Genomic DNA, 20,322 nt, shown 5'->3' with positions numbered 1-20,322 from the left:
TTGAATTTTTTTTGCTAAAATAACTTAAGTTTTACTAAAGATTACCGATAATTGTATTGAGATTGACACTAGCATTGTTTTGACAAAAAAAAACCCTAGATAAACTAGGGCTGCATTAAATTGCAAGGAATGGATGAAAGGAAATAAAACAATGAAACAATACTGTCTAGCCTCATGAATCATTGCGCGGCTAATATAGCAAACCAAAACCAACTGGTTAGTGACAACATCATTACAAAATAGTCATTAAAATGTCATGATAGCATTTGCATAATTCGTATATGCTAACAGGGTATGTATACAATATAGATAACCTGATAAAACAACGAAGGAAATGTTAAAATGAAGTTATTAGTTGTTGAAGATGAACAAAAAACAGGTGAGTACCTCCGTCAGGGTCTTATTGAATCAGGGTTTATTGTCGATCTGACTAATAATGGTCTGGATGGTTACCATAGAGCAATGACTGAAGATTATGATTTAATCATCCTCGATGTAATGTTACCCGATATTGTAGGTTGGAAGATTGTGGAATCTTTACGCCAAGCTGGCAAAGATACGCAAATTATTTTACTTACGGCTATGGGCCGAGTGGAAGATAAAGTGAAAGGGCTTAACCTTGGCGCCGATGATTATTTAGTTAAACCATTTTCATTTGCGGAGTTATTGGCTCGAATTAAATCACTATTAAGGCGAAATGTTCCGCAAGTTAATAATTATAAATTAACCATTGCCGATTTAGTTATGGATTTACCTAAACGAACTGTTACTCGTTCCGGTACTCGCATTGATTTAACCAATAAAGAATTTTTATTATTAGAATATTTTTTACGTTACCCGGGTGAAGTATTACCGAGATCGTTAATTGCTTCGCAAGTGTGGGACATGAATTTTGATAGTGATACCAATGTTATTGATGTTGCTATTAGGCGCTTACGCAACAAAATCGATGCCGGATTTGAACCAAAATTAATTCATACGGTTCGAGGAATGGGCTATAAGTTAGATGTTTTAAATGAAACAGAATAATATTATTTCCTTCCGGTTGCCGGTGATTATTTGCTTACTGACTTGTGGGCTACTTTATTGTTTTAGTTGCTTAATTGAACGTTCATTTGAAAAATTTTCCATTCAACAAAATGTGACTGAATTAAATTCGGTGATCACTTCGATTGAACGTGAACTGTCTTATTATTCTCCGGATGATAATCGTGATGAATTTTTTCAGAATCTGTTGTTGATTTTAACCGGTCATCATCACTTGTTTGTTTATATTATTGATGATGGCAGCAAAATTCTTTACCGTACCCGTGGCCCTAACCTTGCTATTGCTTTAACTCCAGCAGATTTAGAACAAATTATTAGTGATCACCGTACCGCAATTTTCAGTATGGATAAGTCATCCTATCGTATTGCAGCCTCGCGCATGAAGGTGGACGATGGTAAAGAATATACTACTATTGTTGCTGTTGGGCGGGATTTACAAATTGAGTTTATTAGTCGCTTACGTTATGGTTTAGGAATACTTATTGCGATAGCTTGTGTTTTAGCTTTAATTGCCTCATTGATTACTATTTATTTTACCCAAAAACCAATCAATCGTTTAATTAAGAAAATTGAGCGTATTAATTTAAAAAGCCTTAATCATCGCATTCCTACGTCATCAGTTCCGATTAAGTACTTTAGTTTAGTAAAAGCGTTTAATAATATGCTTAACCGCATGGAAGATATGTTTCGGCGCCAACGTGACTTTACCGCAGATATTGCTCATGAAATGCGTACCCCGATTACTAACTTAACCACTCAAACTCAGATTGTGTTGAATAATGCTCGAACTACTGAAGAATACCGTGAGATTTTATATTCTAATTTAGAAGAATATGAAAAAATGTCGCAAATGATCTCGGATATGCTATTTTTAGCCCAAGCAGATAATCGACAATTAGTGCCTAATCTAATTGATATTGATTTACTGACAATGATTACTAATCTGTGTGATTATTTTGAACCGCTTACAGATGAAAAACATATTACTTTTAATATTGAAGGTCAGTGTTCCCATATTCAAGGTGATAAAATTATGTTAGGGCGGGCATTTATTAATATTTTATCCAATGCAGTGCGCTACACGCCCAAAAATGAAACTATCACCATTACTTTAAGCCAAGTAACCGACAAACGCGTAAAAGTGATTGTTTCTAATCCTGGTACTAAGATAGACAGCAAACATTTGCCTAATTTATTTGACCGTTTTTATCGGGTTGATCAATCCCGACATCGTAATAGTCATGAAAGTGGTTCTGGTGCCGGGATTGGTTTGGCGATTGTTAAATCGATTATTGAAACTCATAAAGGCAGTATTTATGTTGAATCGGATGACCAATCTACGCGCTTTGTGATTAATTTACCTACGGCGATTAGTTGATGTCAAAATCACTCATTAATAGGTTGGCAGCCGCATAAGCCGCTTTATGTCTTAATGATTCCGGTACTTGTTGATCGCGAGCGACTGCATCAAGTGCCTGCATAACCGCTCCTAAAGCATCCTCGATATAACCAAGATCGTTACTACCAATTTGAGCATATTTTTCGCGGATGAGATCACAGTATTGATTCATTTTGTTGATTCCTTTTCATAATAGATAAAAATTGTAGCTGTTAAATTTAGAGTAAGTCAGTTAACTTTTGATAAACTTGCTCAGCAGTTATGCTGTGCATGCTCCTTTCTGGCGATATCATGCTGTATTGATGATTACCATAACCACCAATTAACTGGGGATCAGTTGCACCAAATAAGGTGATGTTAGGGCGATCTAAAGCCGCAGTTAAATGACTTAAACCCGTATCCACCGAAACCACAGCCTTGGCGCCCGCAATAATGGTTGCTACCTCAGCAAGTGACAGTTTAGGTAACACTTCTACATGGTCAAAACCTTGTGCCAAGCGTAAAGCCCGTTCATGTTCGTGCGGTGCTCCCCAAGGTAATTTAATTTTTAAACCAGTTGGTACGATTAATGCTATTAATTGGCGCCAAGCAGCTTCAGTCCAATGTTTTTCATCACGCGTGGTGGCATGTAAAAATACTAGGTACTGTTGGTTATCGCTAGGCAATGCTGATAAAAAATGGCGCGCAATAGCATAATCCCCTATAGTGGTTGGACAATTATAGTTTAAACTGGCGGCGAATAATAAGCGCACGCGTTCAATGGCATGTAATTGTTTAGGTACATAGTGCTTAATGTCATAAAACCAGCTAGCAATCGGTTCTTTAATGCTGGTGCGATCAAGTCCATGTTTGATACCACGTGCTTTACGCGTAATGAGGAAAGCACTTTTAATTAAGCCTTGGGCGTCAATAATCGCGGCATATTCACGTTGCCTAAGTTGTTGGATAAACTGCTGGCGCTCTTGGCGCACTTGTTTGCCAAACCAGTTTTTGCGCCAGCGGCGGATCGCTACCGGAATAACTTTATCGACAGCAAAATGCCAACTCGGGATTTGAGCAAAATTTTCTTCGACTACCCAATCAAAAGTAATATTAGGTAGGCAGTTAGCGGCATCGGTTAACGCCGGTAGTGTATGCAGTACATCACCCATGGACGAGGTTTTAACTACTAGGACACGCATACTTAATTACTCTTTTCACAACGGACAATTAATTTCATCAAAGTTTCAAACACAGCTTCTGGTTTAATATCAATCAAACTTTGATGGTAACCTTGCTCGGCATCACCGTGGCGCACACGTTGATAACCAGTGATCAAGCGTATTACTTCGGCTTTATTAGACAATGGCGGGGTAAACTCAGGGCTACTTGGACCATAAAGCGCAACCAAAGGTCGATCCACCGCCGCTGCTACATGCATTAAACCTGAGTCGTTGGTAACAATGGCTTTACAAGCGGCAATTAAGTTAATCGCTTGTTCAAGCTGAGTTTTACCGGCTAAATTAATACATTCTTCACCATGCGTCATTTTAGCGATGATGTTGTCACCAACTTCACGATCGTTAGCTGAACCAAAGATTAGAATCTTGGCATGTTGCCTAACTAACAGATCGGCAAGTGCCGCATAATGATAGTCCGGCCAGCGTTTGGCTGGTCCAAATTCGGCACCCGGGCAAAAACCAATTAATGGTGCGTCTTGTGGAATTTCAAAGCTAGTTAAAGCCGCGGTAACTTCATCCGCTTGAACTTCTAGTTTTGGCCATAATAGTGGTTGCGGTAAATCGTCTGCTGTATGAACTTCATGTTTAGGGTAGGCTAGGGCAACATAACGTTGCACCATTAATGGCCACGCCTTTTTATCAAGTTTGCGCATGTCGTTGAGCAATACATAACGCATTTCACCTTGCCACCCGGTGCGTTTAGGAATTTCAGCAAAAAAGGGGATCAAAGCAGATTTAAAGGAATTAGGTAGCACGATGGCTTGATCATAATGTTCCCCCCGCAATGATTTGCCTAATTGACGGCGTTTACCTAATGCAAATTCACCATGACCAAGAGGCATGGCAATTGCTTGGTTAACTTCAGGCATTTTATTTAAAAGTGCTCGGCACCAAGCGGGAGCCATGACATCAATTTCATTCTCAGGATTAAGCTGTTTTAAGGTGCGGTATAGACTTTGTGACATCATCATATCGCCAACCCATGAAGGACCAATAATGAGAGTTTTCATTTTTGTTACCTTTATTGCTGGTTGAGCCATTGCATGTATTTAGTGGTGCCTTCAGTAACGGTTTGGAATTCAATCGGGCAACCAGTTTGCCTAAATTTGGTTAAATCTGCTTGGGTAAAGCTTTGGTAGCGTCCTTTCAAGTTTTCCGGGAATGGGATATAGTCAATTTCACCTTGGTGATGATAATTAAGCACAGCATCGGCTACGGTTTGAAATGATTCTGCGCGCCCGGTACCACAATTATAAATCCCGGAAATGTTATTTTGCCAGAACCATAAATTAACACTAACCACATCATCCACATAAATAAAGTCGCGTTTGAAGTTGTCGCTACCTACAAATAATTTAGGTTTTTCCCCTTTATTAATCTGTTGATTTAAATGGAAGGCTACACTGGCCATACTGCCTTTGTGGGATTCACGTGGGCCATACACATTAAAGTAGCGGAAGCCACAAACCGGCGATTCGGCTTGCGGTAATATGCTGCGGACATATTGATCAAAGAGGAATTTAGAATAGCCGTACACATTTAATGGTTTTTCATAGGCGCGATCTTCAATAAAATTATCACTACGACCGCCATATGTGGCAGCGGAAGAAGCATATATAAATGGAATGTTAAAATCTAAGCAATAATGGAGTAAATCTTTGGAATAATCATAGTTGTTCTCCATCATGTACTTGCCATCCCATTCGGTGGTTGCTGAGCAGGCACCTTGGTGAAAAATAACCTCAATATCCAGATCATCGTTGGCAATAATGGCGGCAATAAACTCGTCTTTATCCATATAATCGGCAATATCTAAATCGACTAAGTTAGCGAATTTGGTACCATCGGTTAAATCATCAACCACTAAGATATTGGTATGCCCAAGATCATTTAAACCTTTAACAATGTTACTGCCAATAAATCCGGCACCACCTGTTACAACGATCATAATTACTTTCCTTTACTGATAAAATTTATGTGCTTATCATACCGATTTATGCGTAATTTTTCGAGTGATGATTTACAATTTGCGGCAAAATGGTGATTAGTTAGCTAATTTATATTTTTAGCGGTAACTAATATGTATCTAGCTAAGCTGAGGTAAGGTTCACTCTGGCAATATTGCTGTTCAAGTTGCAGTAATTGTTCAAAGTTGGTTTGCGCTTTGCTTTTATTGATTAGGTAATCATGAAAAATGCGAATACCAGTTAGGTTAGTGATTTTAAAATCAAGGTCGGTTAACCAAGCATAAACCTCTTTAGGTACGCGGGGATGATCAGGAGAAAGGGTCTTCTTCTTACGTTTAGCTAAACCAGATTGGGTGTAACCAAAATTACCTAAAGTAACGGTTTTAAATAATAAGGCATCGTAGTTATAGAACATCAGTGACAAATAACCATTGGGTTTTAGGTGGTGTTTTAGTGACTGTAGTAAAGCGACAGGTTCGGCAACCCACTCAAGTACCGCATGGCAAATGACCAAATCAAATTGTTTATTGATAACACTATCCAGTTGCTGAATAGCACCATGAATAAACTCAATAGAAACTTGTTGTTTTTGCGCCTGATCTTGCGCCAGTTTTAACATTTGTTGCGAAATGTCACACAATGTGACGTGGTGCCCCAATTTAGCTAATTTACAAGCAATTTGGCCTTGACCACCACCAGCATCTAAAATGGTTAACGGTTGTTGCTTTGGATAAGTCGCTAAAATATTTTCTAGCTGTTGCCAGACAATGGCTGCACGAATTTGACCTTTAGTAGTGCCATAAATATTTTGCGCAAACTTATGGCTAATATCATCAAAATTGCGATCTTGGTTCTGCATGAATTACGATTGTTGATTTAGTTGCTGTACTTCGGCATTGATTTGTTGGATTTTTGCAGCCATTTGCTGATAACACTGTTCCATTAACGCACGAGCATCTTCTTTGTGCAGGCTTTTAGTCTCAATAGGGGTGAGCATTTCGACAATCATATGGCCGTTATGTAAACGATTTAATTTGATATTGTTAGTGTCTGACACGCAAATAGGCACAATTGGTACACCCGCGGCAATGGCGGCTTTAAAAGCACCGGTTTTGAAAGGGAGTAATCCACGGCCACGGCTACGAGTACCTTCCGGGAACATCCAAATTGAAATACCTCGGCGTTTAATTTCATTGACGACTTGATTAATGGTATCGTGGGCTTTGGCTTTATTATTACGATCAAGCAAGATGTTACCGGTTAAGTAATAGAGTTGGCCAAAAAACGGGATCCAAGCCAGGCTTTTTTTGCCAACCGTAACGGTTTTAGGTTGAACAATTTCGGCGGCGACCACCATGTCATAATTATTTTGGTGATTAGCAATAAACACGCAACTACCCAGATTTTCGATATTTGGATATTTACGGGTATCAACTTTGACACCTAATATTGGGGCAAAAAAGAAACTAAATAGATGTGCAAAACGGGCAACATTTTTAGGGTTGCGGGGATTAAATAAGCAAAATATTATGCCTAAACAACAAATAATAATCCCTAATATTAAAACGCTAACTAAGCGAAATAGAAAAACCATAATTTACCTCATCAATTAATCTGGCGTATTATATACGGAAACTTAGTTAATATACAGTTCCATCAAAGATGGTTGTTTAAAGGATTTTTATGCAAACACCTACCATTTTCTGGGATGAAAACCAGAATCCTATGTCGAGTTATTTTAATGATGTGTATTTTAATACTGACGGTGCCATTGCCGAAACCAACTATGTGTTTATTGAGGGTAATAATTTATACCAACGTTTTATTCAACACCAAAGTGACCAGTTTATTGTTGGCGAAACTGGTTTTGGTTCCGGGCTTAGTTTTTTGTTGTTATGGCAAACTTTTTTGCAATTTAGGCAACAATATCCTGAACATATACTCAAGCAACTCCAATTTTTTAGTGTTGAAAAATATCCATTATCTAAGCCTGAGATGATTAAGATCCACTCTACAATTATACCAAATAACCTGTCGTTAAGCTCTTTAGCTAAACAGTTACAAACTAATTTCAATCAATCAAGTTGGCAACTAAAAGAGGTTAGTTTGGCGGTGTTTAATGGTGATGTCAGCGATTTTCCCGATTTTTTGGCGCAACAGCAACTGTTGGTGGATGCGTGGTTTTTTGATGGTTTTTCACCGGCTAAAAACCCGGATATGTGGTCGGAATCGTTATTTAAAGCATGTTTTCAGTTAACGGCAAGCCAAGGGAGCTTTGCTACTTTTACCGCAGCAGGTTTTGTGCGCCGCAATTTAATCAATGCCGGCTTTGTGGTGAGTAAACGCCAAGGCTTTGGCGTTAAACGCGAAATGCTTATTGGTTATAAACCTTGATTTAACCGTGCCGCTAAGATTAACGGCACAGTTATTAATAGATCTGATTTTTACATCTAATTAAATTCAAATTGATAGATAAGATCTACAGCTTGAGCAAGGCCAGAGGTGGCTTCTAAGTATAGGCTAGGCATCAACCGGTAACGTAGCGTAAATACGGCTAGTGAATCAAAAATCCCTACGCCATATTTAAGCTGCAAATTCGGTAAAATATAACCACTCACTACAACTTTGGAACTATCGCCAGCACCTTGGGTGTCTAGCGTTAGATTTTTAATACCGAAGATATTACCAATATCACCAATATATTTACCGGTTTTAGCAGTACCGATGCCGACTAATAGGGCGGTCATCATGTCATTATCGCTTTGTTCGGAACTATCAAGCCCTTGCCCACGAATTAAGTAGGATAAAGCCTCTTGTTGTGACATGGCCGGATCGGAAAAAATTTCAACCTTTGGACTATCAGATGTGCCGGTAACGCGAATCCCGGCAGTAATGTTATTATTATCCATCGATTCCGGATTACGAATAGCTTCGATGCTGAGCCGAACTTGGTCGGTTGGTCCGGCAAATTCTAGCTCACCTTTACGAATAATTAGATCTTGACCATACGCTTGGAATCGCCCAGTCGGGATGAGTATTTGCCCATGTACACCTAAACCTTTATTATCTTGCAATACAATTAAATGACCAGTTAATGATGCCTTCAAACCAAATGCATCCACGTTGACCTGATCGCCAATATTAATTTCAAGATGGCTATTAATTTTCATGCCTAATTTTGGTGCTGAATTAGCCTTAGATTGTTTATCTAGCATTACCTCATCTGGTGACACATCAACACTTGATGGCGGTAAGGATTCCACGGTTATTTTACCTTTAGGAATATCAACTTTACCGGATAAGGTTAATTCGTCTTGACTGGCTTTAATGGTAATGTCGGGGACTACGGTCATGACCACCATTGGCGGTACATTTACTTCCATTGCCGCACCCTTGACCGCTAATGAGGCCTGCCATTTATCAAGTGTATGCCAACTTGCTTGACCATTAATATTAATGTTACCCGATTGGGTGGTTAAGATGCCTTTTAAGGTTGAAGACTTACCATTAAAATTAATATCAATCACCGCTGATTTAAGATCTATTGGCAGTTGACTGGTTTTAATTTCGCTATGCCTTAGATCGATACCACCTGTTAAATAAGGATCCATTAAGGTTCCCGAAAATTTAACCGTGCCATTAATTGCCCCTTTAGCATAGTCATTGCGATCTAATAATGGATTAATAATGGCTAAAGCCAGTTTATCAATAACTAATTGGCCACTTAATTTTTTTTGTTGCATTGGATCGTCAATGGCTAAATTACCGGATATTTTGCCCAGTTCATTTAAGCCAAAGCGCCAATTTAATTTGGCCTGTTGTTGGTTAAATTCGGCCTCAATGTTAAATAGATTGAAGGGGATCGGTAACGCTTGGTTAGTCACCATTTGTTGAATATAAACTTTATTACTACTGATATTGGCCTTAATCGTAGGAATGTTACTGCCTTCATTAAATTGAATATTTACTTTGCCATTGACGTAACCACTTAGTTTGGTTTCACCATCGTTGGGGATCGGTAATTTACTTAGATCGATGTCTTTTAAAGTCACGCTAGTAGCTGTGTTAGCCGCTACTTTTAATTCTTTATCTAAGCATATGCTTGAATTAGCATTTAGCCAACAATGAGCCGCAATTGTTGGTACCTGTTGGTTAATATCGTAACTAAGGCCTACTGATTTGTTTAGTTGCCAATGATTTTTATCATTAAATTTCACCAATGCCCGAGTAATATTGCCGGTCCATTGGGTATGTTGTTTATCAATATGCCCGGTTAATGCTGTGGTTAATGATGCCGGTATACCATCGATATTCAAAGTTAAAGTATGCTGATTTTCATTGCCGGACAGTTGCAGCTCGCTTTTTTTAATTGATAAGCTTGGTAATTCAATATTTTGTCCGGTCAAGTTGAGTTGACCACGCACTTGTTTTTGGTATTGTACTTTGCCGGTAAGATTAGCTTTAGCTACCGATATGTCTGGCAAACTTAGGTTGTTAACCATAATATTAGTATCAATAATAGGGTCGTCAACTGCACCAGTCATTTTAATGTTGCCGTTAATATTACCTTGCATATCGTCAACTAGTAACGACAATGAAGCTAAATTAAGTTTGGCATTTAAATTACCTTTATTGGTAGTCCCATTTAAGTTAATTAAATTCTTCCCCCAATTGACAGTAAAGTTATTAGCACTAATATTGCTATTGTCATCGACACTCAAATCACCATTAGTAGCAAAATCAGCTTTTTTGATACTACCTTTTAGGTTTACTTGAGCTAAATTTAATTGCCAATTGTTGTCGGCTACTGTGCCACTAGTTTGTAGTTGACCAGCTAATTTGATAGGGTAACTTGGTAGTTCTTGGCTAATATCGACATTATTGAGTTTAACATTAGCATTCCATTGTAAAGCGGTTTGCCAATTTACATCCCCGGAAAGGTTGATATCACCTTGTGGTAATTGAATTTTGGCATGATCAAAGGCGGCACCTTGATTGGTACCATTAGCTAATACATCAAAAACAGTGGCAGGTAAATTGTCACCATTAAAATGACCTTGGCTGTTTAATTTATACTGTTGTACACTGCCATCAAGATTTAAATTAAAGTTATCAAGTTGGTATTGAGATTGCCCTTCGATTGGCCATTGCAGATGTTTACCGTTAAGATTAACCATCACTGGCAGGTATTTTTCGATAAAATTAATATGACCATCAATTTGGATGTCATTTAAGCCTGTTAGTTTAGAGTTGGTGTATAATTCGCCTAACAATTTACCCGAAAATTGGCCATCCAGTTGGTTGTGTTCGGTTATGACGTTTACTAAGGCAAATATTGGCCAGTCGTCACCTAAAGTAATTTCCCCAGAAACTGACGCATGGCCGTTAGCATAAGGGGTTTTGGCTACTGTATCTACTTGGTTGACTACAATATGGTTATTTACCATATTAGTTTTAATGGTTACTTGGTTGAAACGCAGATCTTGACCACCGATGTGTAACCACCAATCATCGCCGGTTAACGAGGTGACATTAATATCTAATGGAATACTAACCTGAGGTAATGAATCAATTAATGGTTGATTGAATAATTGATTAATTTTCTGGTTGAGTGGGATATCATTTTCCGAGTTTTCTGTTACTGGTTTACTTGGCGCAGGATCCTTAAAAATAGCATTTAAACCTATAGCTACAGAAGGGTACACGTAGAGTTTTTCTTTTACCCAGTTGGCTTTACCAGTAAAATCTGACATGCCAAATTGCATATCATCAACATTAACTTGTACTTTGGTAAGGTGGGTTTCGGCAAGTTTTATTGGTAATGGCATGTTGATAACAAAGCGTTGCTCAGATTGCGGTCCTTCTTCTTTTTCTTCTTCTGTAGATGTGCTTAATTGGTCGGTATTCACCGTAACTTTTACGCCATCAGCTTCGAAATGTTGAACACAAATGGTGGTTTTTAATAGACATAACCCGGAAAGAGCAAAGGAGGCCTCGTCGATTTGGACGTTAACTCCAGGTAACTCCAGTGAAAATCCTTTAATATGTAAATCATGAAAGGTGCCATCGACTTGAGCGATTTTGAGTTCCGGAAGCCATTTATTTAAGGCTAAGGTAGTGAGTTTTACCCCAACACTGGTGTAAATTGTGATGCAGATAAAGGCAATTAGAAATACAAAAATCGACAAAATTACTACGCTACGCTTCTTCCATTTGCGGATGCGTTTCAATTTTTTAATTTTCTTGGTTCTAATTGGATTATTAGTCATATTATAACTCAGTTCCTAAACCTATATATAAGTGAATAGAGCCAGTATCTTTTCTATTGACTGGGGTGGCTAAATCTACTTTTACCGGACCAATAGGTGATGCCCAGCGCACCCCAAAGCCAGAACCGGTATAAAATTTTGCTTTATCAACTTTATCAATCGCTTCACCACTGTCAACAAATAGCGCCCCCCACCAATCACCAGTAACGTTATATTGATATTCTAATGATCCGGTGATGAGTTTAGACGCACCTTTTAATTTGCCTTTTTTATCTTCTGGCGAAATTGATTGATATTTAAAACCACGAATACTGCGATCACCACCGGCAAAGAATCTAAAGGAAGGGGGTACCCGATCGAAATTACTGGCTTGAATTATGCCGAAGTTACCCCGTGCAATAAAACGATGCGATTGTTTAATTGAGCGAATCCAACTTTGCTGAGTTTGAAACCGTACCAGATTAATGTCGGAACCAACTGAGTCGCCAGCTACTTCAATTGAATAACGTTGTGAATCCCCCCACATGGCAAATAATTTACCATCAGTACGGATCCGTGACAGACTTATTGAAGGGTATAAAAGCATAGTCTTATAACTGGCATCACCTTGGGTAAAGTTATCGCGGATCATACTTAAGCCTAATGCGCTTTGCCAGCCTTCAAATTTATCCCAATTACGTAACACTCCGAAAGTGTAGGAACGCGAATAGGTGTCATTATTATCAATCTTTTTATAGCCACCTTGGACGGTGTAATAATGTTCTAGTGGCGATCTTTTCAATGGGATTTTATAAGCCATGGTGATCGTTTGTTCTGGAGAAGATAGCGATAGATTACTTTGAAAACTTTGACCTCGGCTATTAATCCACGGCCTACTCCAACCAATTTTGCCATGCACGCCATTATCGGTAGAGTAACCTAAACCTAAATCCATACTATTTTTTTTGCGCGGTGAAGTCGCCACATCTATAGGTAACTCTTTATTATTGGTGACGTTGGCAAAATCGGGAGCAACTACAACGGAATTAAACCAGTTAGTGGATGAAAGGCGGCGATTAAACAATGATAATTGTTCTGCGGTATATTCTTCCCCTTCTTTGAAAGGCACAATATTGGCCAAGTAGTCTTTACGAATTTTGACATCGTGAAAATTCACTGCACCAAATTTATAACGTTGCCCGGTATTGTAATCAATATTCCAATAAGCTTGATGTTCAGAATTAGAAACAGCTAGTTGGTGGGTAGGCATGTTAGCATCAAAATAACCTTTTTCTAAAGCTAGATTTTGTAGACTCTTTTTGAAAGACTCATAAATGCCATGATTTAAAATATCACCAATTTTAGGTAAGGAATTTTTTAATAATGCTTTGAAATCTTTGTCATTTTGTCCTTCACCTTCAATATTAACATTTAATTGCTCAATGGTTATAGGTTGGCCTGGCGATATGGTAACAACTAAGACTTTAGGATCTTTTTCGTCATATTCGAAAGTAGGGGAGTAATAACCTAAAGCCCGCATGGCTTTTTGGGCTTCGCTTTCAAAATAACGCTTAAAATTGGGTGAATTGTTGATGCGGTTAGGGGTGATCAGCGAAATTCTGGCATTAACATTTTCAGCTAGTTCACCGGATAGCCCTTTTATTGATAACGACATATCAGCATAACTCGATGCTGTAGTCAGGACTAGAAGTAAACACAATGAACAAGAAAATCGTGACACATACACCCCAGATAGTTAATATTAAGATTAAAGTAGGTTAACTTTCCCTATATAAGGCAAATGGCGGTAATGTTGTGCATAATCGATGCCATAACCAACCACAAATTCATCCGGAATTGAAAAGCCAATATATTTTACTGGTACTGAAACTTCGCGTCGAGATGGTTTATCCAATAATGTGCAAATTTCGATACTGCGTGGGTGGCGTAATTTTAAAATGGCCATCACTTTACTCAGGGTATTGCCAGTATCAATAATGTCTTCAACGATTAGGACATCTTTATCACGAATATCTTCGTCTAAGTCTTTTAGAATTTTTACATCACGATTACTAACCACCGCATTGCCATAACTGGAGGCAGTCATAAAATCAACTTCATGACCAACGCTGATGGCCCGGCTTAAGTCGGCCATAAAAATAAATGAACCTCGTAATAATCCGACTAAAATAAGCTCATTTTGACTGTGTTGATAATCTTGACTAATTTGTTGACCCAGTTCATTAACGCGTTTTTGGATATCGTCCGCTGATATCATTGTTGCTAAGGTATGTTTTTTCATTAACTATGCTCAAATTAACTTTTTAAAATTAAACTAGATTTTAGCAATTTTCCCGGATAAAAAGAATAAGCTAGCCAGTTTTTTATTAAATATTAGTTGTTATTTAAATTCTTAGTTTTTTTCTAAAACTTTATTTACAAAATATTGCCTGTTTGTTTTTTTTGTAAACGCCGTTGTTTAAAAAAATCGCTCAATAGATTACTACATTCATCTGCCAACACCCCACTAGTGACTTCGGCATAGTGATTAATGCCGGGAAGGGCAAGAATATCGATAAACGAACCCGCAGCGCCAGTCTTATAATCACTTGCTCCATAGACAACTCGTTTAATGCGGCTATGAATAATAGCACCAGCGCACATCATACACGGTTCCAAAGTTACATAAAGGGTTGTATTAACTAAACGATAATTATGTATAGTTTGGCCGGCCTGTTTTATGGCTACCATTTCAGCGTGAGCAGATGGATTATGCTGCAAAATTGCTTGGTTAAAGCCTTCGCCGATAATGTGTTGGTTGTCATCAATAATTACCGCACCAACTGGGATTTCGCCCATTGTAGCTGCACGTTTGGCTAGCACTAATGCCTGCTGCATCCAAAATTCATCTGCCATGATTATACTATTATAAATTGTTTAAATTTAGTACATCACGCATGTCGTATAAACCAATAGGTTGTTTAGCTAACCATAAGGCTGCACGTACGGCGCCATTAGCAAATGTCATGCGGCTTGATGCTTTGTGACTAATTTCGACTCGCTCACCAATATCAGCAAAAATTGCAGTATGTTCACCGACAATATCGCCAGCGCGGATAGTGGCAAAACCGATGGCACCTTTAGGCCTTTCTCCAGTATGGCCTTCACGGCAATAAATCGCCCGATCTTTAAGATCACAATTTAAAGTTTTAGCGATGGATTCACCCATGGCTAAGGCGGTGCCGGATGGGGCATCAACTTTATGGCGATGATGAGCTTCAATAATTTCGATATCGGCATAGTCCCCCATAATAGTGGTCGCTTTTTCGAGTAATTTAAGCACTAGATTGACGCCAACACTGAAGTTTGCAGCAAATACAATAGCAATTTTTTGGGCTGCTTCAGCAATGGTTTGTTTACCGGCTTCATCAAAACCAGTGGTACCAATTATCATCATTTTGTTATGTTGCACGCAAAATTTTAGGTAATTGAGTGTGCCTTCCGGGCGAGTAAAATCGATTAAGACATCAAACTGATCCTGTGCTTGTTCAAGGTTGTCGGTGACTGTTATTCCACAATTACCAATGCCGGTAAGTTCGCCAGCATCGCTACCTATTAGTGATGATCCTTGACGTTCCAATGCGGCACCTAAGGTAACACCAGCAATTTGTGATACTGATTGAATCAGTTGTCGCCCCATTTTGCCACCAGCGCCAGCTATAGCAATACGAATCAAGTCTGTAGACATATACCTTTCCTTACTCTAATTAAATTAGTCATAAACTAATATTATAGCGAAAAATAAAGACCTTATATACAGCATAATTATTAAAATGTTATAGTTAAAACCGTTTTCAAACCTGGTTGCTATTAATTGGATAACATTATGCGTTGCCCTTGGTATTTTGGTTGGAATATAGTCATAGCTGCAGCATTGTTAACATTACTCTCTAGTGGTTTACGCATGAGTATGGGAACGTTTTTTTTGCCGATAGCCAGTGATCTTAATTTTAGTCGTAGTGTGCTTTCTGGTATTATCGCTATCGGTATGCTTTTTTCCGGTATTGCTATGCCGATTGCTGGTTATTTAGTCGGTAAATATGGCACTCGTATCGTTTTATTATTAGGTGCAGTTATCATAGTTATTGCAACTGTATGGGCGGCTATGTTTCGGGATTATTGGAGTTTTTTATTTTCTTTTGGTATTGCCTTGTCTTTTGGGACTTCTTTTGTTGGATCAGTTAGTTTCACCCCTATTGTGGCAAGTTGGTTTATTAAAAGAAGAGGATTAGCATTATTTATTTTAGCAACCGGCAGTATGGCTGGTATTGCAGTAATGTTACCCGTTTTTGCTTATTTCATTCCGATTTATGGCTGGCAAACAACCTTGATCGCCTTTGCTGTTGTGCTTTTTATACTTGCCTTGCCGATTGCAATTTTCATTATGAAAGACAATCCTGCCCAAATATCCAATACAAGTTTCAATAATCAAACAGTGCCATCAATGAGTTCTGAGCCAATACTCAACCTTAGTTATGTTTTACAAACGCGTCCATTTTGGTTGTTATGTTTTGGATTGTTTACCTGTGGATTTAGTATGAATTTATTAGGAACGCATGGCGTACCTATGCTGATCGATCATGGTTTTGATCTGGTGACAAGTTCATCCGGGATCGGTTTAATTGGTTTAGTGGCTATTTTTAGTACTCTGGCATTAGGTTACTTTTCTGACGTTGTGCAACGAAAAAATCTTTTGACATTAGTCTATTTGGTTCGAGGATTCGGATTTATTGCATTAGTTATGGTGGCAACTAAATGGCAATTATTTATTATTGCTGCTTTAAGTGGCTTGGTTTGGGCTGGAACTTTGTCATTATCCGGGGCAATCACAGCAGATATTTATGGAGTTAAAATTGTAGGTTTACTTTCAGGCTTAACTTACCTTGGTCACCAAATTGGCGCTATGACAGGCTCTTGGTTAGGCGGGTGGTTGTACGATAATTTTCATACTCATTTTATTGCCTTTGGTGCAGCTAGTGTGTTGCTATTCATTGCAGCTAGTGTTTCATTTACTCTACCTAAAAATCTAAAAGCTGGACGCTAATTAGCGTCCAAATATGTTTATAATACTTTTAATAATTCGACATCAAAAATTAGGGCGCTATATGGTGGAATAGATGCACCTGCTCCTTGGGCACCATATGCGAGTTCTTGGGGAATATATAATCGCCATTTAGAACCTTCAGGCATTAGCTGTAATGCTTCAACCCATCCTTGAATAACGCCATTAACCGGGAATTCGGCCGGCTCACCGCGCTGTACGGAACTGTCAAATACTGTACCATCAATTAATTGACCAGTGTAATGAACTTGAACCTGATCACTGGCTTTAGGTATAGCCCCATTACCAGATTTAATGACTTCATACTGTAAACCTGATTCGGTTGACTTAATACCTGCTTTTTTAATATTATTAGCTAGAAAATCTTTGCCTGCTTGGGCAATTTTCTCGGCTTGTTTAGCTTTTTCTTTAGTGGCTTGCTCATGTACATGGCGTAGCGCATCATGTAATTCTTGTAATGGAAGCGCTGGTTGATTACCCGCTAATACGTCTGCCATTGCTAACTTTAATGCGTCTAGTTCTAAGTTATTTAATCCTGATTCTTTTAATTGTTGCCCAATTTGTAATCCAATAGCATAGCTTGCTTTTTGATCTATAGTTTCTAATTTCATTTTTTACCTTTGGTTAGTTATCAGTAATGTTTTTGATGACGTTGTGTAGTTTGGCGATACGTGAATAAATGTCAAGTTGTAAATTAATTATAAGCTTGTTACTTACTATTTTATTACATAATTCTGGAATAATTTGTTAATTTGTCTAGCACTTAGTTAAAATATCAGCGATAATATGCCAAATTTTGTTTTTAAAAATGGATTAAGTTAAATGCAGTTTCATAAATTTACCTCACTTGCAATTATAACTGGTGTTTTATTGAGTGGTTGTTCAGTTGTTGATCGTTGGGTATATAGACCTGATATCAATCAAGGTAATTATGTAACCCAAGAAGCTATTGATACCTTACAAGTTGGTCAAAATAAAGAGCAGGTCGTGTTTATTATGGGATCACCTATGTTGACATCGGCTTTTGGTGATAATGTGTGGTACTATGTTTTCCGCCAACAACCACAACATGATGTAGTCAGCCAAAGAACATTTGCTGTTTATTTTAATGAAATGGGGATTGTCACCGATATTAAAGCTAACGCTTTAGAAGGTTCTAAATCGTTAGAAGAAATGAATAAGCAAGGAATCTCAGATCCGATTGATGATCTCAAATCTGATGAAGATAAATCAGGAAATACTCCTGGGCAACAACAACCTTCCGAACCAACTGAATAAAAAAGAAAACCTCGTCAGTTAACGAGGTTTTTTTAGTCATAAATTTATTTTCATAAAATGTGATAACTATTGTTTATTAGTAACCTGAATGAGGCATAATTAATAAAATAGATATAAAAATAAGCAAATAGGTTACAATTACAGCAATAAAGCCAATTAAAGTGAATTTCCAATATGAGCCTAAGTTATTAATGGAATTAACTAAATCCTCTGGCCTTTTGGCATTCGCGGTAAGACTAAAAGCGCTACCTGATTGAAACAATTTTATACCAGCAATTAGCATTGGCACGCCAATAATTGCCGTGATTATACCTATACAAGTCAACCCTCCGCCAATTGCAAGCAAAACGCCATAAATTTGTTGCATTATAGCGATGAAACGCATCTTTTTTTGTAATAGTTCATTTATTTCAATTGTAATGGTATTGGTTTCATTAAAATTCATCATCATTCCTTATATTTTATATATTGCGTTGTTAAAAAACGCTAGCTAGAATAGCACTTTTATTATTGTTGTCGAGGTATTTTTGCTGTTTCCATCTAGGTTAAACCGGTTTGCAATCGCCCCTATGCTTGATAGGACAAACTAACTATATTTTAAAAGTTTTTCGTCCCTCTTGGGTTCCTATTGGGTTCCTGATTGAAACAATAAAAGTCATAAACTTTCCATAATAATTCTATTTTTCAAATAAATGTTAATTTATCAACTAATTTTTGTTGACAATGATAACGTGAATTTGTTATCATCAAAGAGTGGTATGAAAATACGCATATCATCTTAATTTGTGTATGTAGGGGGATATATTATGTTAACGCCTTTTGGTAAAGCTGTAAGGAAAATGAGAATAGATCTCGGCATGTCATTGTCTGAAATGGCTAAGAAAGCTAATAAAACATCATCTTATTTTTCTGCTATTGAAACAGGGAAAAGAGCGGTAACTGAACCATTACTAGAAACAGTTATTAGTATTTTATGTCAGAATCGTAATGACGAGAAAGTGTTAAGAGTTGCAGCAAAAGAGACTGTTGAGACTGTTGATATTAATTTAATCGGGAAAACGGACGCTGCACGTGATTTTACCTTATCATTTGCTCGCCGCTTTGACGAATTGAACGATGATGATTTTGAGTCTCTTAGTAATATCTTAAATAAAAATAATAAATAAAGGATAGTAGGAGACTTGTTTTGAGTGGATATAGTGTAAAAGTACCTGCAAAAAATATTGTTCAATTAAGAAAGATTGCAAATGAGCTAAGAACAATTTTAAAAATTGAGCAACCTTATTTTCCTATTATGGAATTTTTAGAATTTGCGTTACCTCGTTTAGATCCTAATTTTAGGTTAGAAGTTTTGGATATTGAGGAAATGGGGAGTAATCATGGATTAACTTATCCAGATCAGAATGTTATTTGCCTTCGAGAAGATATATATGAGGGGGCAATTGCAGGAAATGGTCGGGATAGGATGACTGCTGCCCATGAGTTGGGGCATAATTTGTTACACAGAAATATACCATTATTTGCTAGGAATATGACTGATAACGGGGTTATAAAGACTATAGAAGATAGTGAATGGCAGGCTAAATGTTTTGCTGGTGAATTATTGGTTCCTGTGCAAGATTCGCGCTTACATTATTTATCTGAAAATGAAATAGCTGATTTATGCGGTGTTTCTTATGATGCTGCATATGTTCAAAAACAAAGGATACAAAAGATAAAACCCTTTTGACTGCAATCAGAAGGGCTTATACACAAAAAGATGATAATACGGGAAGTATCATCACCTTGTCGACTTACATTAGACATCTGACACAATAATACAGATTGTAATGATTTGCAAGGAAAAAATCTCTTCCCTTAAGGAGGTGACTATGAATGCCATTACGCAAAATACCTAAAGGTCCTGCTCCTGCAGGTTTTAAATGGATTTTTTGTCCGCATCGTAAAGTTAGAGGTAGTTCCAATAAGGTTCTATATGCTAAAGATTACGGTTATGAGGCTTGGGCTTTTTTAGTAAGAGCTTAAGCATTAAAAAATAAGT

Annotated in this window: 21 protein-coding genes; 8 read left to right on the top strand and 13 right to left on the bottom strand. The window is 37.7% G+C overall.

From position 1 onward, the window contains the following. Positions 1-342: 342 nt before the first annotated feature. Positions 343-1,029, top strand: a complete 687-nt coding sequence (locus tag A9G13_RS02655) for a heavy metal response regulator transcription factor (protein WP_065556071.1) — start codon at positions 343-345, stop codon at positions 1,027-1,029. Beyond that, complete coding sequence (locus tag A9G13_RS02650; protein ID WP_065556070.1) at positions 1,016-2,425, top strand: heavy metal sensor histidine kinase; 1,410 nt, start codon at positions 1,016-1,018, stop codon at positions 2,423-2,425. Before A9G13_RS02655 ends, A9G13_RS02650 begins: the two co-directional genes overlap by 14 nt. Here the strand turns inward: A9G13_RS02650 and A9G13_RS02645 are convergent. From A9G13_RS02645 to A9G13_RS02620, 6 genes are all read right to left on the bottom strand, one after another. After that, entirely contained in the window at positions 2,418-2,618 is a 201-nt protein-coding gene (locus A9G13_RS02645; RefSeq protein ID WP_065556069.1) for a YaeP family protein, read from the bottom strand. The two genes, A9G13_RS02650 and A9G13_RS02645, sit on opposite strands and share 8 nt — an antisense overlap. A gap of 46 nt (positions 2,619-2,664) precedes the next feature. Continuing rightward, a complete protein-coding gene (rfaC, locus tag A9G13_RS02640) occupies positions 2,665-3,627 on the bottom strand; it encodes a lipopolysaccharide heptosyltransferase RfaC (protein WP_065556068.1) in 963 nt (320 codons plus the stop codon). Between the two features lie 2 nt (positions 3,628-3,629). Further along, positions 3,630-4,676: an ADP-heptose--LPS heptosyltransferase RfaF gene (gene rfaF, locus A9G13_RS02635; protein WP_065556067.1), complete on the bottom strand. Its 1,047-nt coding sequence runs from the start codon at positions 4,674-4,676 to the stop codon at positions 3,630-3,632. Between the two features lie 11 nt (positions 4,677-4,687). Continuing rightward, complete coding sequence (gene rfaD / locus A9G13_RS02630; RefSeq protein WP_065556066.1) at positions 4,688-5,614, bottom strand: ADP-glyceromanno-heptose 6-epimerase; 927 nt, start codon at positions 5,612-5,614, stop codon at positions 4,688-4,690. Between the two features lie 104 nt (positions 5,615-5,718). Next, positions 5,719-6,492 (bottom strand): methyltransferase domain-containing protein, encoded by a 774-nt coding sequence (locus A9G13_RS02625; RefSeq protein WP_065556065.1) that lies wholly within the window; start codon positions 6,490-6,492, stop codon positions 5,719-5,721. A 3-nt stretch (positions 6,493-6,495) separates the two neighbouring features. Beyond that, positions 6,496-7,227 (bottom strand): 1-acylglycerol-3-phosphate O-acyltransferase, encoded by a 732-nt coding sequence (locus tag A9G13_RS02620; RefSeq protein ID WP_065556064.1) that lies wholly within the window; start codon positions 7,225-7,227, stop codon positions 6,496-6,498. Positions 7,228-7,316: 89 nt separating this feature from the next. Between A9G13_RS02620 and mnmD the strand changes: the two genes are divergently transcribed. After that, complete coding sequence (gene mnmD, locus A9G13_RS02615) at positions 7,317-8,027, top strand: tRNA (5-methylaminomethyl-2-thiouridine)(34)-methyltransferase MnmD (protein WP_065556063.1); 711 nt, start codon at positions 7,317-7,319, stop codon at positions 8,025-8,027. 56 nt (positions 8,028-8,083) lie between these two features. Here the strand turns inward: mnmD and tamB are convergent, their stop codons facing one another. From tamB to dapB, 5 genes are all read right to left on the bottom strand, one after another. Continuing rightward, positions 8,084-11,902 (bottom strand): autotransporter assembly complex protein TamB, encoded by a 3,819-nt coding sequence (gene tamB / locus A9G13_RS02610; protein ID WP_065556062.1) that lies wholly within the window; start codon positions 11,900-11,902, stop codon positions 8,084-8,086. A gap of 1 nt (position 11,903) precedes the next feature. Then, positions 11,904-13,628, bottom strand: a complete 1,725-nt coding sequence (gene tamA, locus A9G13_RS02605) for an autotransporter assembly complex protein TamA (RefSeq protein ID WP_442902786.1) — start codon at positions 13,626-13,628, stop codon at positions 11,904-11,906. Positions 13,629-13,649: 21 nt separating this feature from the next. Then, positions 13,650-14,183: a hypoxanthine phosphoribosyltransferase gene (gene hpt / locus A9G13_RS02600; protein ID WP_065556060.1), complete on the bottom strand. Its 534-nt coding sequence runs from the start codon at positions 14,181-14,183 to the stop codon at positions 13,650-13,652. Positions 14,184-14,317: 134 nt separating this feature from the next. Further along, complete coding sequence (tadA, locus tag A9G13_RS02595) at positions 14,318-14,797, bottom strand: tRNA adenosine(34) deaminase TadA (protein WP_065556059.1); 480 nt, start codon at positions 14,795-14,797, stop codon at positions 14,318-14,320. Positions 14,798-14,807: 10 nt separating this feature from the next. Further along, positions 14,808-15,629 (bottom strand): 4-hydroxy-tetrahydrodipicolinate reductase, encoded by an 822-nt coding sequence (dapB, locus tag A9G13_RS02590; protein ID WP_065556058.1) that lies wholly within the window; start codon positions 15,627-15,629, stop codon positions 14,808-14,810. Positions 15,630-15,767: 138 nt separating this feature from the next. Here dapB and A9G13_RS02585 point away from each other — a divergent pair, with 138 nt between their 5' ends. Further along, the gene (locus tag A9G13_RS02585) at positions 15,768-16,985 is read left to right on the top strand and encodes an MFS transporter (protein ID WP_065556057.1); all 1,218 of its coding nucleotides are present in this window, start codon (positions 15,768-15,770) and stop codon (positions 16,983-16,985) included. 17 nt (positions 16,986-17,002) lie between these two features. Here the strand turns inward: A9G13_RS02585 and A9G13_RS02580 are convergent, their stop codons facing one another. Next, positions 17,003-17,614: an FKBP-type peptidyl-prolyl cis-trans isomerase gene (locus tag A9G13_RS02580; RefSeq protein ID WP_065556056.1), complete on the bottom strand. Its 612-nt coding sequence runs from the start codon at positions 17,612-17,614 to the stop codon at positions 17,003-17,005. Between the two features lie 211 nt (positions 17,615-17,825). Between A9G13_RS02580 and bamE the strand changes: the two genes are divergently transcribed. Then, positions 17,826-18,281 carry an outer membrane protein assembly factor BamE gene (bamE, locus tag A9G13_RS02575; RefSeq protein WP_065556055.1) on the top strand — a complete coding sequence of 152 codons (456 nt, stop codon included), beginning with the start codon at positions 17,826-17,828 and terminating at the stop codon, positions 18,279-18,281. Positions 18,282-18,357: 76 nt separating this feature from the next. Here bamE and A9G13_RS02570 read toward each other — a convergent pair whose 3' ends face one another. Continuing rightward, positions 18,358-18,726, bottom strand: coding sequence for a DUF5362 family protein (locus A9G13_RS02570; protein WP_065556054.1), 369 nt, complete (start codon positions 18,724-18,726; stop codon positions 18,358-18,360). 394 nt (positions 18,727-19,120) lie between these two features. On the opposite strand from A9G13_RS02570, the gene A9G13_RS02565 reads away from it, so the two are divergent. The 3 genes from A9G13_RS02565 (at position 19,121) to A9G13_RS11140 (ending at position 20,306) form a co-directional block, all read left to right on the top strand. Then, the gene (locus A9G13_RS02565) at positions 19,121-19,447 is read left to right on the top strand and encodes a helix-turn-helix domain-containing protein (RefSeq protein ID WP_218059127.1); all 327 of its coding nucleotides are present in this window, start codon (positions 19,121-19,123) and stop codon (positions 19,445-19,447) included. A 20-nt stretch (positions 19,448-19,467) separates the two neighbouring features. Continuing rightward, a complete protein-coding gene (locus tag A9G13_RS02560; RefSeq protein ID WP_065556053.1) occupies positions 19,468-20,010 on the top strand; it encodes an ImmA/IrrE family metallo-endopeptidase in 543 nt (180 codons plus the stop codon). Between the two features lie 146 nt (positions 20,011-20,156). Beyond that, positions 20,157-20,306 (top strand): hypothetical protein, encoded by a 150-nt coding sequence (locus tag A9G13_RS11140; protein ID WP_176701936.1) that lies wholly within the window; start codon positions 20,157-20,159, stop codon positions 20,304-20,306. Positions 20,307-20,322: the final 16 nt, after the last annotated feature.

The organism is Gilliamella sp. wkB178 (assembly GCF_001690705.1).
In the GTDB taxonomy this organism is placed as follows: domain Bacteria; phylum Pseudomonadota; class Gammaproteobacteria; order Enterobacterales; family Orbaceae; genus Gilliamella; species Gilliamella apicola_K.
The sequence above is the reverse complement of the archived record's forward strand: the minus strand, read 5'-3'. Positions and strand labels throughout refer to the sequence as shown.

Excerpts from the sequence above, each read along its gene's own strand:
- A9G13_RS02650 (WP_065556070.1), top strand. The coding sequence starts at position 1,016 with ATGAAACAGAATAATATTATTTCCTTCCGGTTGCCGGTGATTATTTGC.
- tadA (WP_065556059.1), bottom strand. The coding sequence starts at position 14,797 with ATGGCAGATGAATTTTGGATGCAGCAGGCATTAGTGCTAGCCAAACGT.
- A9G13_RS02655 (WP_065556071.1), top strand. The coding sequence starts at position 343 with ATGAAGTTATTAGTTGTTGAAGATGAACAAAAAACAGGTGAGTACCTC.
- A9G13_RS11140 (WP_176701936.1), top strand. The coding sequence starts at position 20,157 with ATGCCATTACGCAAAATACCTAAAGGTCCTGCTCCTGCAGGTTTTAAA.
- A9G13_RS02580 (WP_065556056.1), bottom strand. The coding sequence starts at position 17,614 with ATGAAATTAGAAACTATAGATCAAAAAGCAAGCTATGCTATTGGATTA.
- A9G13_RS02565 (WP_218059127.1), top strand. The coding sequence starts at position 19,121 with ATGAGAATAGATCTCGGCATGTCATTGTCTGAAATGGCTAAGAAAGCT.
- rfaD (WP_065556066.1), bottom strand. The coding sequence starts at position 5,614 with ATGATCGTTGTAACAGGTGGTGCCGGATTTATTGGCAGTAACATTGTT.
- bamE (WP_065556055.1), top strand. The coding sequence starts at position 17,826 with ATGCAGTTTCATAAATTTACCTCACTTGCAATTATAACTGGTGTTTTA.
- dapB (WP_065556058.1), bottom strand. The coding sequence starts at position 15,629 with ATGTCTACAGACTTGATTCGTATTGCTATAGCTGGCGCTGGTGGCAAA.
- A9G13_RS02625 (WP_065556065.1), bottom strand. The coding sequence starts at position 6,492 with ATGCAGAACCAAGATCGCAATTTTGATGATATTAGCCATAAGTTTGCG.
- A9G13_RS02570 (WP_065556054.1), bottom strand. The coding sequence starts at position 18,726 with ATGAATTTTAATGAAACCAATACCATTACAATTGAAATAAATGAACTA.
- mnmD (WP_065556063.1), top strand. The coding sequence starts at position 7,317 with ATGCAAACACCTACCATTTTCTGGGATGAAAACCAGAATCCTATGTCG.
- tamB (WP_065556062.1), bottom strand. The coding sequence starts at position 11,902 with ATGACTAATAATCCAATTAGAACCAAGAAAATTAAAAAATTGAAACGC.
- hpt (WP_065556060.1), bottom strand. The coding sequence starts at position 14,183 with ATGAAAAAACATACCTTAGCAACAATGATATCAGCGGACGATATCCAA.
- A9G13_RS02620 (WP_065556064.1), bottom strand. The coding sequence starts at position 7,227 with ATGGTTTTTCTATTTCGCTTAGTTAGCGTTTTAATATTAGGGATTATT.
- A9G13_RS02585 (WP_065556057.1), top strand. The coding sequence starts at position 15,768 with ATGCGTTGCCCTTGGTATTTTGGTTGGAATATAGTCATAGCTGCAGCA.
- A9G13_RS02645 (WP_065556069.1), bottom strand. The coding sequence starts at position 2,618 with ATGAATCAATACTGTGATCTCATCCGCGAAAAATATGCTCAAATTGGT.
- rfaC (WP_065556068.1), bottom strand. The coding sequence starts at position 3,627 with ATGCGTGTCCTAGTAGTTAAAACCTCGTCCATGGGTGATGTACTGCAT.
- rfaF (WP_065556067.1), bottom strand. The coding sequence starts at position 4,676 with ATGAAAACTCTCATTATTGGTCCTTCATGGGTTGGCGATATGATGATG.